Annotated in this window: 10 protein-coding genes; 5 read left to right on the top strand and 5 right to left on the bottom strand. The window is 65.2% G+C overall.

Features of this window, described 5'->3' with window-relative positions; all coding sequences use genetic code 11:
• Positions 1–9: 9 nt before the first annotated feature.
• Positions 10–1,836, top strand: a complete 1,827-nt coding sequence (locus EB835_RS00520; RefSeq protein WP_135807551.1) for a calcineurin-like phosphoesterase C-terminal domain-containing protein — start codon at positions 10–12, stop codon at positions 1,834–1,836.
• 104 nt (positions 1,837–1,940) lie between these two features.
• Here the strand turns inward: EB835_RS00520 and EB835_RS00515 are convergent, their stop codons facing one another.
• Together EB835_RS00515 and EB835_RS00510 are read right to left on the bottom strand one after the other, a co-directional pair.
• Positions 1,941–3,032: a P1 family peptidase gene (locus EB835_RS00515; protein ID WP_135807550.1), complete on the bottom strand. Its 1,092-nt coding sequence runs from the start codon at positions 3,030–3,032 to the stop codon at positions 1,941–1,943.
• On the bottom strand, positions 3,032–4,558 hold the full coding sequence (locus tag EB835_RS00510; RefSeq protein ID WP_135807549.1) for an aminopeptidase P family protein: 1,527 nt from the start codon (positions 4,556–4,558) through the stop codon (positions 3,032–3,034). The genes EB835_RS00515 and EB835_RS00510 overlap by 1 nt, the downstream gene beginning before the upstream one ends.
• Before the next feature lie 78 nt (positions 4,559–4,636).
• Between EB835_RS00510 and EB835_RS00505 the strand changes: the two genes are divergently transcribed.
• On the top strand, positions 4,637–5,494 hold the full coding sequence (locus EB835_RS00505) for a PHP domain-containing protein (protein ID WP_135807548.1): 858 nt from the start codon (positions 4,637–4,639) through the stop codon (positions 5,492–5,494).
• A 190-nt stretch (positions 5,495–5,684) separates the two neighbouring features.
• On the opposite strand, the gene EB835_RS00500 is transcribed toward EB835_RS00505, so the two are convergent.
• Entirely contained in the window at positions 5,685–7,196 is a 1,512-nt protein-coding gene (locus tag EB835_RS00500) for a DEAD/DEAH box helicase (RefSeq protein WP_135807547.1), read from the bottom strand.
• A 60-nt stretch (positions 7,197–7,256) separates the two neighbouring features.
• Here EB835_RS00500 and EB835_RS00495 point away from each other — a divergent pair, with 60 nt between their 5' ends.
• The gene (locus EB835_RS00495; protein WP_135807546.1) at positions 7,257–7,889 is read left to right on the top strand and encodes a ferritin-like fold-containing protein; all 633 of its coding nucleotides are present in this window, start codon (positions 7,257–7,259) and stop codon (positions 7,887–7,889) included.
• Positions 7,890–8,037: 148 nt separating this feature from the next.
• On the opposite strand, the gene EB835_RS00490 is transcribed toward EB835_RS00495, so the two are convergent.
• Positions 8,038–8,259 (bottom strand): DUF3107 domain-containing protein, encoded by a 222-nt coding sequence (locus EB835_RS00490; RefSeq protein ID WP_135807545.1) that lies wholly within the window; start codon positions 8,257–8,259, stop codon positions 8,038–8,040.
• Positions 8,260–8,370: 111 nt separating this feature from the next.
• Positions 8,371–8,964: a TetR/AcrR family transcriptional regulator gene (locus EB835_RS00485; RefSeq protein ID WP_240688443.1), complete on the bottom strand. Its 594-nt coding sequence runs from the start codon at positions 8,962–8,964 to the stop codon at positions 8,371–8,373.
• A gap of 115 nt (positions 8,965–9,079) precedes the next feature.
• On the opposite strand from EB835_RS00485, the gene EB835_RS00480 reads away from it, so the two are divergent.
• Entirely contained in the window at positions 9,080–12,379 is a 3,300-nt protein-coding gene (locus EB835_RS00480) for a PD-(D/E)XK nuclease family protein (protein WP_135807544.1), read from the top strand.
• Positions 12,379–15,558 carry an ATP-dependent helicase gene (locus tag EB835_RS00475; protein ID WP_135807543.1) on the top strand — a complete coding sequence of 1,060 codons (3,180 nt, stop codon included), beginning with the start codon at positions 12,379–12,381 and terminating at the stop codon, positions 15,556–15,558. The genes EB835_RS00480 and EB835_RS00475 overlap by 1 nt, the downstream gene beginning before the upstream one ends.
• Positions 15,559–15,560: the final 2 nt, after the last annotated feature.

The raw sequence follows: 15,560 nt of genomic DNA, 5'->3' as shown, positions 1-15,560 counted from the left end.
CCTCGGCGGATGGCCGCGGATGCACCAGCCGAACTCTACGAAGGACACGTCCAGGTCGACCGCGGCAAGGCCGACGATCCGGAGAAGTTCACCGGTCAGGTCTTCGACGACGTCAATGAGAACTCGAAGCTCGACGGTGATGAGAAGGGCGTTTCCGGGGTCGCGGTGTCGAACGGAGTCGACGTCGTCCAGACGGACGGAGACGGCCGCTATGAGCTGCCGGTGCGCGAGAACATGACCGTCTCGATCACGCAGCCCTCCGGATGGCAGGTGCCCGTCGACGAGGACAAGGTCGCACAGTTCAGTTACAACCATCTGCCCGAAGGCTCCGGCGACCTCGAGTTCGGAGGCATCGAACCCACCGGCGAGACGCCGAAGGCCGTGAACTTCCCGATGATCGAGTCGCAGGCCACGGCGAAAGACGACCAGAACTGCCCGATCGCCTCCGACACCCAGGCCTATGACAAGACCGAGATGGGCTACGCTCGCGACGGAGCCGTCGGCGACCTCGCCGACCGCAACGACTACGGGGCCTGCGGAGTGCTGCTGCTCGGTGACAACGTCGGTGACGACCTCAGCCTCAACGACGAACTCCGCGACATCTACTCGCAGATGAATGGACCCGTACGCGTGGCTCCAGGCAACCACGATCAGGACTATGACGCGGTCGACGACTCTCACGCCCTCGACACCTTCCGCGACCAGTTCGGACCCTCGTACTTCTCCTACGACGTCGGCAAGACTCACTTCGTCGTCCTCGACAGCATCGAATACGAGGGCAAGGCCAACAACAAGAAGTACAAGGAGAACATCACCGCCGAGCAGCTGACCTGGCTGGAGAACGATCTGAAGAATGTGCCGAAGAACGCGCAGGTCGTCATCGCCACACACGCGCCCATCCTCACTCACAAGGACGTCGTCGTCGACAATGCGAAGGAGTTCTACGATGTCATCGCCGACTACCCGAACGCCGTGACCATCGGAGGACACACGCACACGCAGGAGAACCTCGTGGCCGGTGAGACGCGCAGGGAATGGGCAGCGGCCGGGATCGAGAAGCTGCCGAACACGCAGATCGTCGCCGGCGCCGTCTCCGGTGACTGGTACTCCGGTGGCCTCAACGCCGACGGCCTGCCGTACTCATTCACACAGGACGCTTCGGAGCCGGGCGTGCTCACCCTCGAATACGACGGTGCTTCGCGCAGCGAACGCTACACGGTGCGAAACGAATCCGACGATCACCAGCTGCTGCTCGGTGTGAACTCGCCGGAATGGCGCGACTGGGCGCAGAAGGCGCAGGACTGGCAGGATGCGGACAAGGAGGGCACCGCGCCGGAGGCGATCTCAGAGCGCGTCGTCACTCGCGACGACCTCAAGCAGGGCGAGACGTGGCTGACCTCGAGCTTCCTCGCCGGGACCTCCGACGCCCGCGTCGAAGTCAGCTTCGACGGTAAGAGTCCGAAGCAGTCCGAGCACACACAGCCGGGCCAGGGCGAGGCCCTGGCGAAGGGCTGGGAGTACACAGATCCGTACACGGCCTCGCAGAACCTGCGCACCTCCGGCAATGTCGGGCAGTCGAGCTCGCACCTGTGGCGGACGGCGATCCCCGCCGACCTCGACCTGGGAACCCACACTGCCGAGGTGACCGGAACCGACCGCTACGGTCGTGACTTCACACAGACGATCCGATTCACCGTGGTCGAGGACGAGGCCGCAGCGCAGTCCGAATCGCAGAAGCTGCTGCGTCAGGACGGCTTCGACACTCAGCAGAAGAAGGAGATCAGGGAGCCGAAGGGACTCGACTCCGAAGAGGCTCAGTCGGCTCGCAACGACTGACGGTCCTGAACGGAGCAGACCCTCAGCACCGCCGATGGATCGGGGCGGCCTGAGGGCAGCTGAGAGAAGCGGGGTCCGCCGAACGGTGGGCCCCGCTTCTGTGGTCACAGAGCAGTGAGCGCGGACGCGAAGTCCGGTGCGATCTCACTCAGCGTCGGCGGCTGCTGCCACGTACCGGGGACGGGCGTCGCCGAGGCATGGGCATCGAGGATTGCCAAACTGAGGGCATCGGCGGCCGCTGCTGTGATCATCACGAGTTCTCGGGTGCCGACGTCGTGATTCGAGGACAGGTCGTTGACTCCGGTGGCGATTCCGAAGACCGTGTCGCCGTCGAAGAGGGTGTGCGAGGGCTGTACGGCTCGGGAGATGCCGGCATGCGCTCCCGCGGCCATCCGTGTGACCTGTGCCGGATCGAGTCGTGCGTCCGTAGCGACGACGGCGATCGTCGTGTTCTTCGCCGCGGTGCCTGACTGCGACGGCGGTGTGGTGGGAAGACCGTGCACGCTCGGCAGATCGAGGCCAAACGAGCGCAGCAGCGGCTCGGTCCACAGGCCGCCGGACGGTGTGCCGATCGTGCCCAGCGAATTCGCGACCACAAGAGCCGCGACGGTGATTCCGCCGGGCAGACGGACGGCGAAGGATCCGATGCCGCCGCGCAGACTCTGAAACCCTGACCGGGCACCGATTCCGGCTCCGAGGCTGCCTCGGACCTCGACTGTCTCGCCGGACAGTGCCGCTCGTGCCGCCTCGGCGCCTTCGGCTGGTGTCGGCGGGTTCACCGAGCCGTCTCCGCGCCCGAGGTCGAAGATCGCAGCTGCGGGGACGAGCGGAATGACCGCGTCGGCGAGCCCGGGGGCGGGGAATCCGAGCCCCGCCTCGGCGAGGACGTCGACGACCCCTGAGACGGCGTTGAGCCCGAAGGCGGAGCCGCCGGTGAGGACGATCGCATCGGCGCCGTAGGAATGAGTTCCGGGGGCGATGACATCGGTCTCACGGGTGGCGGGGCCGCCACCGCGGACATCGACGCCGACGGTCGAACCGGGCGGGGGCAGCACAGCGGTGATCCCGGTCAGACGGGAGTCGGTGAGCTCGCCCGAATGCCCGAGGCGGATACCGGGCACCTCGAGGATTCCGCGCCCGCGGACCGGGCCGGACAGTGAGTCCGAACCCGGACCGTGGGCGGCAGCGTCGGTCATCAGCGTTCCTGAGCCTGCCCCTGCACCCAGGCCTCGACCTCGGTGCGGGTGCGGGGGAAGTCTGCGGAGAGGTTCTCCACACCGTCGGCGGTGACGAGGACATCGTCTTCGATGCGCACTCCGTTGCCGCGGAATTCCTCGGGCAGCAGCTGGTCATCGGATTTGAAGTACAGACCGGGTTCGATGGTGAAGACCATTCCCGGTTCGATGGTGGCGTCCAGGTACATCTCCGCCCGCGCCTGAGCACAGTCATGGACGTCGAGTCCGAGGTGGTGACTGGTGCCGTGCACCATCCACCGGCGGTGCTGCTGGCCTTCGGGTGAGAGCGAAACGGCTGCGGAGACCGGCAGGACGCCGAACTCTTCGAGTCGTTTAGCGATGACTTCCATGGCCGCCTCGTGGACTTCGCGGAACTTCACGGGGCGGTCGGCGTGATCGGCAGCCACAGCGAATGCAGCATCGGAGGCTTCGAGCACGGCATCGTAGATCTTCGCCTGCACCTCGGTGAAGGTGCCCGAGACGGGCAGGGTGCGGGTGATGTCCGCAGTGTACAGCGAATCGGCTTCGGCACCGGCATCGACGAGGATGAGGTCGCCGTCGCGGACCTGACCGTCGTTGCGGATCCAGTGCAGGGTGCAGGCATTGTTGCCCGAGGCTGCGATCGTGTCGTAGCCGACACCGTTGCCGTCGGAGCGGGCAGCGGTCTCGAACGCGGTTTCGACGACCCTCTCACCGCGACGGTGTCCCAGTGCCTTCGGCAGCGATGCCACGACGTTGTCGAAACCCGCACGGGTGATGGAGACGGCCTCGCGCAGCTGTGCGATCTCATGGTCGTCTTTGATCAGGCGCAGCTCGGACAGCATCTGTGCGAGCTCCGCATCCCCGGCCTCGGAGGTCTCGAGATCGGCCTGGACCTGGCTGCGGGCGAGGTCGATGACTCCGTCGACGCGGGCGTCGGCCTGGCGCACCAGCCGCACGGAGATCGCCCCCAGATCCTTCGTGATCGCGTCGTCGACGGTGGCGGAGCTCTCCGTGGCGATGCCGGTCATCGTGGACATGGCCTCGAGGTCGGCGCGCGGTCCGACCCAATACTCGCCGTACCGGGAATCGGAGAAGAACTCTTCGGTGTCGGCACCGGCGCGGGGACGGAAGTACAGGGTCACTTCGTGGCCGTCGCCCTCGGGTTCGAAGACGAGAACGGCATCGGGCTCGGAATCGGCTTCCAGGCCCGTGAGGTGGATGAACGCGGAATGGGCGCGGAAGCGGTAGTCGGTATCGTTCGAGCGGACCTTGAGTCCGCCGGCAGGAACGACGAGACGTTCACCGGGAAAAGCTGCGGAGACTGCGGCCCGACGTGTCGGGGTGAAACCGGCGGCGGCGAGAGCCTCGGCGTTGAGCGGAGTGCGGTCCCAACCGGAGGCGACGAAATTGCGGAAGGCGGTGGAATTCGGGCGGTGCGAGCGATTGTTGACGCGGTCCGCGAGGTCCTGAGTCGAGTCTGAGGTATCTGAATTCTGCTCTGTCATGCCACCAGTCTAGACGGACGGAGTGACATGGTGCGTTCACGTGGAAGTCGGAACGACAGATGCAGATACACTGTGACCATGGTCATCGATCTCCATGTGCACACCGCATTCTCGGACGGGACCCAGACCCCTTCCGAACTCATCTCAGAAGCCTCGATGGAGGGCATCGACGTCGTCGGCATCACAGACCACGACACCACCGCAGGGTGGACTCTTGCCGAAGATGCCGCCCGGGTATACGGACTCGGGCTGGTCCGGGGAATGGAGATCTCCTGCCGCTACGAGGGGATCAGCGTGCACCTGCTCTCCTACCTTCACGACCCGTACGATACGGGGCTGGCCGAGGTCGTGCAGGAGACGAGGCGGGCTCGTCTCGACCGCACGCACCTCATCATCGAACGACTGGCCGAGGACTATCCGATCGATATGGATGCGGTGCTCTCGGTCTCAGGCGAGGACGCTACGATCGGCCGGCCGCATATCGCCGATGCGCTGGTGGCGGCCGGTGTCGTCGACAACCGCACCGAGGCGTTCTCCTCGATTCTGTCCAGCCAGGGCAAATATCATGTGTCCCTGCCGACGATCGACCCGATCACTGCGATCGGACTCATTCGGGAGGCCGGGGGAGTCTCGGTCTTCGCCCATCCGCGTGCGGCCATGCGGGGTCGGGTCGTTCCCGATTCGGCGATGACGGAATTCATCGCCGCCGGCCTCGACGGGCTCGAAGTCGACCACCGGGACAACCCTCCGCAGGAGCGTGAAGCGATGCGGCGGCTGGCTCATGAGCACGACCTCATCGTCACCGGGTCGAGTGACTACCACGGCACGGGCAAGCCCAACCGCCTCGGCGAGCACGTGACTTCCGACCATATGCTCGCGAAGCTGCTCGACCGTGCCGCCTCACGACCGGGCGGCGTCGACTATATCCAGGGCTGAGCTCAGCCGCGCCCACGGCTGAGTTCGGCTGCCCCAGGCGTGAGTTCGGTTGATGACCCTGTGCAGGTGCGGCCTTGTTCGAACGCAGTTCGATCCGCAGGACAATACAGTCATGCGTGTGAGGAAGCAGAAGGGCTCCGACCAGCTGGTCGGAGCCCTTCATTCAGGCTGTGCGGGGAAGTCGGTTAGATCAGTCCTCGCCGGAGTCGGAGGCGGGATGTCCGCCCTGACCGCCCTGGGCACGGTTGACCGGTCTGCCGCCACGCGTACGGCGACGCGTGCGTTGGCGACGTGGTTTGCGGCTGTCTTCGCCGGCGTCGGAGGAGGAGTCGCGACGCTCGGATGAGCCGCCTCGGCGAGAATCGGAACGGCCACGTCCGGAGCTGCGACGATCCTTCCGCTCACCGGTGCTCTTCTCGTCTGCGCCCTCGACGTGCTGGCGGGGCAGGCGACCCTTGGTGCCCTTCGGGATGCCCAGGTCGGAGAAGAAGTGCGGTGACGTCGAATAGGTTTCGGCGGGCTCGTCGAAATCGAGGCCGAGGGCCTTGTTGATCAGGCGCCAGCGCGGCATATCATCCCAGTCGACCAGGGTCATAGCGACACCGGAGTTGCCGGCACGACCGGTCCGTCCGATGCGGTGGACGTAGGTCTTCTCGTCCTCGGGGCACTGGTAGTTCACGACATGGGTGACATCGTCGATGTCGATGCCGCGGGCGGCGACATCCGTGGCCACGAGGACGTCGACCTTGCCGTCGCGGAAGGCCTTCAGAGCCTTCTCTCGTTGAGACTGGCCGAGATCACCGTGGAGGGCGTTGACGGCGAAGCCACGGTCCGCGAGTTCAGCGGCGAGCTTGTCTGCCGTGCGCTTGGTGCGGGTGAAGATGATCGTGCGGCCGCGGCCCTCGGCCCGCAGCATGCGCGCCACGAGCTCGGACTTGTCCATCGAATGGGCACGGTAGACGAACTGCGTCGTGTTCTTTCCCGTCAGCGACAGGTCTTCGTGGTCCTGCGCGCGGATGTGGGTGGGCTGGCTCATGTAGCGGCGGGCCAGAGTGATGACCGCGCCGGGCATAGTGGCAGAGAACAGCATCGTCTGGCGGTGAGCAGGGACGGCGTTGATGATCTTCTCCACATCGGGCAGGAAGCCGAGGTCGAGCATCTCATCAGCCTCGTCGAGGACGACGGTGCGGACGCGGTTGAGCCTGAGGATCCGTCGACCGTAGAGGTCGAGGAGACGACCGGGAGTGCCGACGACGACATCGACGCCTGCCTTGAGCCGGTTGATCTGCGGATCGAAGTCCATACCGCCGTAGATCGTCATGATGTCGATATCGCGCTGCACCGAGGCGGTGACGAGATCGGCTGCGACCTGCTTGGCCAGCTCACGGGTGGGCACGACGACGAGGGCCTGCGGCAGCCGCGGCTCCGTCGAGTCGCCCCGGTGTTCGGGAGTCGACGCGGGCTCTGAAGTGAACGAGGAGTCCTCGGTCTTGCCGACGACGCGTTGGAGCAGGGGGATGCCGAAGCCCAAGGTCTTGCCGGTGCCCGTCTTCGCCTGCCCGATGATGTCGGCGCCCGACAGTGCCACGGGCAGTGTCAGGGACTGGATGGGGAAGGGGTGGGTGATTCCTGCTGAGGCCAGCGAGGCCACGATCGGTCCGGCGACTCCCAGCTCTGCGAAGTCCGCTTCTGTCTCCGCCATATTCCAAACTCCTTTTAGCGCGTATGCGCTTGTCATGGTGCGAACCGGTAGTCTTGAACTATGCCCGATTCTGTCCCATTGGCCGGTAATGATGCTGCAACGCTCGCACTTCTGGCGTTCGGCGAGCTGACCGGTTTCGAACGTATGGCCACAAACGCGACGACCGCAGCGGATCTGGATGACAAGGTCATCCTGGCGCGGCTGGCCTCTCAGTCATTCGCGAACTTCGAACAGCTCTCACAGCACATTGATCAGATGGGCCAGGATGTGATCGAGCTCTGTCGGCACTTCGAGCCGACCTTCAGCACTCTGGCCGAAAGGACTCGCCCCCGCGACTGGTACGAAAGCCTCATGAAGGGATTCGTCTTCGACGGAATCATGAATGATTTCTACCGTACGGCGGTGGACGAACTCGCGGAGCCCGGATACAGCCTGGCTATTGCAATTCTCGATGATACACGGGCCAGCGAATATGCGCGCAATCGTCTGACATCCGAAGTGGCCGTCGACACACAGCTGGCCTCGCGGCTTGCGCTGTGGGGTCGCAAGCTCGTCGCTGAGACGCTGGGGCGGGCGCGAAGTCTGCTCACCGATCCGTTCCTCGGCCTCGACGAAGACCTCGTGGTCGAGCTGATCCCGGCGGTGACGTCGAACCATTCGCGGCGCATGTCGGCTCTCGGCCTCGTCGCCTGAGTCAGGGCCTCTTCGGCTGCGTGGGCAGCCTGTCGAAACGGCCGCCTCAGACCCGATGTGCTCCTCCGCCGAGACATGATCCACAGTCGAAGCAGAAGGGGCCCCGGTCACGACGACCGGGGCCCCTTCTGCTGTTCGGGCGAGCAGCTCAGGCGCTGAAGCCCACGCGATGTGCTGTCTCGGCACCGATTTCGAGGTAGCCGAGCGAAGCAGAGGGAACGAAGACCTGACGGCCCTTCGTATCAGTGAAGGTCAGCAGCCCTTCGGACTGGATTGTCTCTTCGACGCGGGCGGCGAGTGCCTTCGCCTCTTCGTCCGTTTCGAGGACGATCTCGCGCTGAGTCTGCTTGACGCCGATCTTGATTTCCATGGTGCTCCTTGTGCCGATGCTCGGTGACCGATGACGGATTGTGGACTGTGTTCAGCTTAACGTGGATTCTTCTCTGCAGATTCCGCTGTGGGCTGATGTGCTGGTGAGGCTTCAGCGTTCGGAGAACGACCGCAGACCGCCCCAGCTCATCTGGGTGAGCAGCTCGACTGCGGTGTCGACGTCGATTCCGCGCTGTGAGTCGATCTGCTTGACGACGACTTCAGCGGTGCCGATGAGGGCCCGGCACAGCAGCCGCGCCTCATCGTCGGTGAGTCGGGCGAAGTTCTGCAGGGCCGAGACGACACGTGTTGCCGAACTCTCACGCAGTGCGCGCAGCTTCTGTTCGGCCTTCGGCTCGTAGACGTCCGAATTGAAGATGATGACGAACTCTTCGTGGTGAGAGACCGCGAAGTCGAAGTAGGCGCGGTAGGTCGCGTGAATCTGCTCATGCGGATCTGTGGTCGACCCCAGGGCCTCGGCCAAGCGGGAGTCCAGATGCGCCGCCGAGGAATCGATGAGCGCTAAGTACAGGTCCTGCTTGGAATCGAAGTGCTGATAGAGCACGGGCTTGGACACACCGGCTGCCTCGGCGATCATGTCCATCGAAGTCGTCCGATATCCACGGGTGGCGAAAACGGAGCGTGCGACTCCCACCAGTTGGTCGCGGCGCTGGTCACGGGGCAATCTCTGTTGTGGACTCGACATTCTTCAATGCTACGCGAAGTCAGGCCTCGCACCGGATATCCCGCCGCGCGCATCGGCGACGCGCCGGTTCCGGGTTCGATCGAGCCATGTCAGCGGGCCGTGATGGAATACGAGTATGGATGAGATGACGCAGCGAATGGGCAGCACGCTGCTCTCCGGAGACTGCCTGAATATCATCGGTCGGCCGGGAACCGGGAAGACGACTCTGCTCGAGTCGCTCTATGCGCAGCTGGTGTCGACGATCGACCCGGCATCCGTCCTCGTACTCACTCCCGATCGCGATCACGCCGATGTGCTGCGCAATCGCCTCCAGCTGCCGGCTGATGCGGTCCTCTCCGGCGCTCCGGCCCGCAGCCTTGCATCATTCGCGTATGGGATCGCCCGCGCCGCACATACGACACGGACCGGGGAGGACCTCGAATTCATCTCCGGGGCCGATCAGGATGTGTTCCTCGCCGATCTCCTCGCAGGTCACGAACTCGGTCACGCCCGCGGTCCGGCATGGCCGACGGAGATCACCGCCGAGGTGCGCTCGACCTCGGCATTCCGCACCGAGGTCCGCGACGCGCTCAACCGGGTGATGGAATTCGACTTCGGAATGCGCCTGCCCGGCCCACCGCCCGATTCTTCGGGCGAGCACGTCTTCGATTTCGGTCGCAGCGCCCTCGACCGTGTCCTGGCAGACAACCCCGATCCGCGGTGGAAGGCCGTGGCCGAGGTCCTCGACGAATATCTGGGCATTATGTCCATGCCGGGCTACGGGGGCATCGACTCCGCGACCGTGCTCGCCCTTGCCGCCTTCGAGATCTTCCGCGAACCCGCCGAGGTGACTGCCGGCAGATCGTGGTCTTTCGCTCCCGACCGGGTGCCGACCGTCGTTCTTGCCGACGGTGTGCAGGACTTTCCTGCCGCCAGCTGGGGAATCCTCGCGCAGCTGCGTGCCCGGGGGAGTGCGATCGCTCTGTTCGGATCTCCCGAAACGGTGACCGGACGCTTCCACGGTGCCGATGCCTCGATCATCGACCGGGCCGCAGCCGATGCCGATTTCGAAACAGTCGTCCTCGACCGCCAATGGGACGTCGATCCGGCATTGGCTGAGGTCATCGACGATTTCGGCGCCCGAATCACCACACGCTGGTCGATCGGACACATACCCCGTCCGCGTTCGGCAGAGGATCCACCTGCGGCCCCGGTCGCCGCCGCATCGGCTGTGGCCCCGGTCGCCGCATCGACTGTGGCTCCTGAGGCTGCATCGGTCGAGGCTCCGGTGGAGACGCATGTGTTCGAGGGCAGCGCTTCCGGACACCGGTATCTGGCCCGTCGCATCACGAACTTCGTCGAACAGGGTCAATCCTGGTCCGATGTCGCTCTGATCTGCCGCAACTCCTCGAGCGCGCGCACGATCGCCAATGAGCTGCGCGCCTCCGGCGTCTCCATCGCCACCCTGTTGCAGCCTCTCAACGTCGACCCCGCGACCGCACCTCTGCTGGATCTGCTCTCTGCCTCTCCGGACTTCGACGATGACGAGTCGATCGCTGACCTCGCCCTGTCACTGGCCGGCAGCATCTATGTCCGTCTCGACCCCGTGCAGATCCGTCGCTTCCGACGCGCGGTGCGCAAGCGGTTCCCTGCGCCCAGCAGCACGACCTCGCTGGCACAGGCGCTGCGCAGCCCCATCGACGACTCATCCCCGCAGGGGCTGGCCACGATCTCACGGATGCTCCACGCCGCGGCCGAGGTCGGCACCACCGACCCCCACCAGGCACTGTGGAGTATCTGGAACGCCGCGGGGGTCGCCGAGAAATGGCAGGCCGAGGCTCTGCGCGACCCGGAATCGGTGACCAACGGCTACCTCGATTCGGTGCTGCGACTGTTCGCACTGGCGGAGAAGATCGCCGATCGCGGCGGGTTCACCGCCCGCTCCTTCGCAGGAATCGTCGCCGAGCAGGACATCGCCCAGGACTCTCTGGCCGATACTGCCGGATTCGCCGACCATGTCCGTGTCGGCACTCCGTCCTCGCTGGCTCACGTGCGTGTGCCGTTGGTGATCATCGCCGAGGTCAACGAAGGCGTCTGGCCGAATCCGAAGCTGCGCGGCGGAATCCTCGGCCTCACCGACCTCACCGCTGTGCTCGACTCAGGTGAGACGATCACCGGCGACCCCGGCTACCACGCACATGCGAAACGGAGGAATCTGCGGGAAGAGGGCGAGCTGTTCTTCACCGCGCTCAGCCGGGCCCAGCAACGGGTGATCGTCACCGCCGTCACCGATGCGGAGACCGAGCCGTCCCCGTTCTTCGACGTGCTCGCGGCCGGGACTGCCAAGGGCACCGAGGCGGCTGACGGATATGCGATCACCCATGAGGACGAGCTGCCCCCTCTGACTCTGCCGGAGATGGCGGCTCATGCCCGTGCCAGCCTGCTGCAGACTGCTGCGACCGTGGATGGCGATCCCGATGCGGCTGTGTCGGGGGACGGCCTCGCTGAGGGCTCGGAGCAGTCTGCGACTCCGGACTCGGAGACACAGTCGTGGGCCGCGCTGATGAGGGCTCTGGCGAACACCGGCCCGACTGTTGGACCACCGAGGCAGTGGCGCGAAGCCGAGGACATCACCACAGACGAGCCGCTGTTCACGGACTCGGATACGGTCCGTGTCTCACCCTCTCAGGTCGAAGCCTTCACCGACTGCTCTCTGCGATGGTTCCTCACCCGCAACGGCGGTGACCGTCCGATGTCGACGGCACAGAATCTCGGAACCATCATTCACGCGGCCGCCGAGAACTATCCGGAAGGCCCCGCCTCCGCGATCCGCAGCTTCGTGGAGGGGGAGTTCGCGTCCCTGGACTTCGATGCCCAGTGGGAACGCGAACGCGAATTCGAGGTGGCGATGAGCATGGCCGACCGCCTCGGTGACTACATCAAGAAGACCCCGGGCCGCCTCGTCGGTGTCGAAGCGCAGGTCTATGCTCTCGGCGTCGACGCGGACGGCCGCGAGTGGAGAGTCACCGGCCGACTCGACCGCGTCGAGGAGGTCGAAGGCGGACTGCGCATCGTCGACTTCAAGACCGGCCGGAACGTCGTCGCCGGCAAGGAGATGGACCGGCACGCCCAGCTGGGCGTGTACCAGGAAGCGATCAATTCCGGCACCATCAGAATCGGCGAGGATCAGGAACTCGACGCTCATGCCTTCGGTGCCGAACTCGTGTTTCTGCGCAAGTCTGCCCGGACAGTTCGGGAACAGTCGGCGCTGGACGTCGATGAGAATCCCCACTGGGCGCGAGAGCTCATCGATGACGTGTCCGGCAGGATGCGAGCTGCGAGTTTCCCCGCCCGGGTGGACCCGCAGAAATGCCAGTCCTGTCCCGTCCGGTCGTCGTGTCCGGCGATCGGTCCGAAGATGTTGGAGGACAACTGATGCGTTTCACCGCTGAGCGGCTTGCCGAACTCACTGCCGCCGACCCTGCCCAAGCATTCCCGCCCAGCCCGGAGCAGCGGGTGATCATCGAGGCCGAACCCGCACAGTCGATGAAGGTGACCGCCGGGGCCGGCTCCGGAAAGACCACCGTCATCTCCCAGCGTGTGGTGTGGCTGGTGGCGAACGGATTCGTGGCTCCCGAAGAGATCCTCGGGCTGACCTTCACCCGCAAAGCCGTCGGTGAACTCGGTGGACGCATCCGCGTGCTTCTGTCCCGGCTGCGGCACAACCTCGGGCACGGCCAGGACCTCTCCCTGCCCGGTCTCGACAATCCCACCGTGTCGACGTACAACTCCTATGCCGCCTCGATCGTCAGCGAACACGGTGTGAGCATCGGCATCGAACCCGAGACGGTCCTCCTCGATGACGCCGCGGCACACACCATCGCCGGGGGGATCATCGACTCCACAGCACCCGAGGAGATCCCCGGAGACTTCTCCCGCGAGACGATGATCGCCGACGTCATCGCTCTGGCCGGGCAGATGAACGACCACGGACGCGATGTCGACGAAGTCACCGACTATCTCGAGCAGTGCCTGGCCGCACTCGTCTCGAGCAGAGGCAGACCCGTAGATCCCAATGGGCGGCGCGCGAAGCTCGAAGCGAAGATCAGAACGGCCCGACTGGCCGATGCCTATATGCGGGCAAAACGTCGCAATCTGGCCATGGACTTCTCGGATCAGGTGCGCTTCGCCCAACGCATCCTCGACGAGGTGCCGGCCGCAGCAGAAGCCGAGAGGGCCCGATGGAAGATCGTCCTCCTCGACGAATTCCAAGACACCTCAGTGGCCCAGCTCAAGCTCCTGCGCGACCTCTTCCACTCCACCGCTGTCACCGCGGTCGGCGATCCCCGCCAGGCCATCTACGGATGGCGCGGCGCCAGCGCCGACAATATGATCCGGTTCTCCTCCGACTTCCGTGATGTCGAATCGCTGTCTCTGAGCACGAGTTGGCGAAACGACCGTTCGATCCTGCAAGTGGCCAACCGCATCGCCGCCGGACTCAACGACGGCAGCGAGTCCCCGCTGTCGGCTCGTGATGGCGCAGGCGACGGTGACGTCAGCGTCGAAATCAGTTCGGGAGCCCACGACCCCGAATTCCTCACCACCGGACTGCGCGCCCTCACGGAATGGTTCCACACCATTCCCGCAGGCTCGTCAAAAGCCGTGCTGTGCCGCAAACGCGCCCATTTCGCACCGGTCGCAGCGGCCCTGGAGGCCGCCGGGTTCGCCGTCCACGTGCATGGTTCCTCCGGGCTGCTGACAGACCCCTTCGTCGCCGATCTGCGCGCGGTGCTCACTGCCGCGGTGGACCCGATGGCCGGCGACGAGGTCATGCGGCTCATCAGCGGACGGATGCTCGGGCTCGGTGCCGGCGACATCGCCGGACTGCAGGCCTTCACCCGCCGGCAGACCGAGAGGAGAGCGGCTGACGGGTCCGTACCCGCCACCGAGGAGGTCATCGCCGAAGCCATCGACCAGGCGACGATCGTCGAAGGCCTCGACGAACTCGTCGAGGTGCAGCGAGCCCTCGACCAGGGAGCGCGGAAGGCCGCTGACAAGGGCCTTGTCGCCGACTATCAGCAGTCCGGTCTGAGCTCAGAGGCGCTGCACCGCCTGGTCCGACTGGCCCGTGCGCTGCGTGCCACCCGGTCGTGTACGGGCACCATCTCGTCGATCATCCGCACCGCGATGTCCGAGACGCGAATCGATTCGGATATCTGGGGGCTCAGCGAGTCGCTGCGCAATCTGCACAGGGCCTCCGTCGATGCGTTCCTGTCCGCGGCCAGCCAGTACTCGACCACCGACGACAAACCCTCGATCACCGGATTCCTGTCCTGGCTCAGCCTCATGGAGGCCCATGATGCGCTGAGCGTCGCCGAACCGACGACGCCTGCCGACGCGATCAACGTCATGACCGTCCACGCCTCGAAGGGGCTGGAGTTCGATGCGGTCGCCGTTCCCTCTCTCGTGGTCAAGGATTTCCCGACCGAACCGCGGGACAAAGAAGGCTGGATGGACCGCACGGCACTGCCGTACCCCCTGCGCGGCGACCGCGCACACCTCGTCGACTTTGATCTGCGGGAGGCCGAATTCGATACGAAGAAGGCCCTGGACGAGTGGATCGGGGACTTCATCCGCCCGCAGATCGCCGACGCACATGTGGGTGAGGAAAGGCGACTGGCCTATGTGGCATTCACCCGCGCCAAGAAGCATCTGTGGCTCGGGGCGGAGCTGATCGGTTCACGCACCGTTCCCGACGATCCCTCGCCCTTCCTCACCGAAGCGATCGAAGTCCTGGGCATGGAGGTCGAGATTCCGGAGCCTGCCGATGAATCGGCTGAGGACCGGATCGAGACCACACCATGGCCGGTCCCGCGCACCAAGCAGGTCGCCGCCGCGCAGCGTGCCGCGGACTGGGTCGAAGCGAGTCCGGACCTCAGCTTGGAGTCTCTGACCGAGGTTCCGGGAGTGATCGGACGCTATGCCGCTCAGGCTCTGCGCATCGGTGACCGCCCGGAGACCGTGTCCGCAGAGGCGATGCCCGATCGCCTGTCGGCGACGGCCCTGGTCGCATGGCGACGCGACCCACAGGGTTTCCGCACACAGACTCTGCGTCCGATTCCGACCCCGCCGAGCCGGGCGGCCGAGATCGGAACGACCTTCCATTCCTGGGTCGAACAGCATTTCGGTCAGTCGAGCATCGACATCGGTGAGGACGAAGGGGTGCGACCCATCGATGCCGCCACGATCGAACGGCTGCAGGCGACGTTCTCAGCCTCCGAGTTCGCGACTCGCCGAGCAGACCATGTGGAGATGTCCTTCGAACTCGTTCTCGGCAGATTCCGGGTGCCGGGGAAGATCGATGCTGTCTTCATCAGCGGAGACCACGCCGAGGTCGTGGATTGGAAGACCTCGAAGAAGCCCGATGCCGCGGTGCTCGAGGTGATGAAATGGCAGCTGGCCCTCTACCGGTTCGCCATTCTGCGCGTGCATCCGGAGATCACCGATGTGACGGGAACGTTCTACTTCGTCGGCAGCGATGAGGTCGTGCAGTTCACCGAGCTGCCCGACGAGGACGAGGTCATCGAGTGGTTGGAAGCCAACGACGTCGCCTGAGA

Origin of the sequence: Brevibacterium sp. S22 (assembly GCF_004745485.1) — a bacterium.
GTDB lineage: Bacteria > Actinomycetota > Actinomycetes > Actinomycetales > Brevibacteriaceae > Brevibacterium.
Note: the sequence above shows the minus strand (reverse complement) of the source record. Positions and strands in the feature narration are given on the sequence as shown.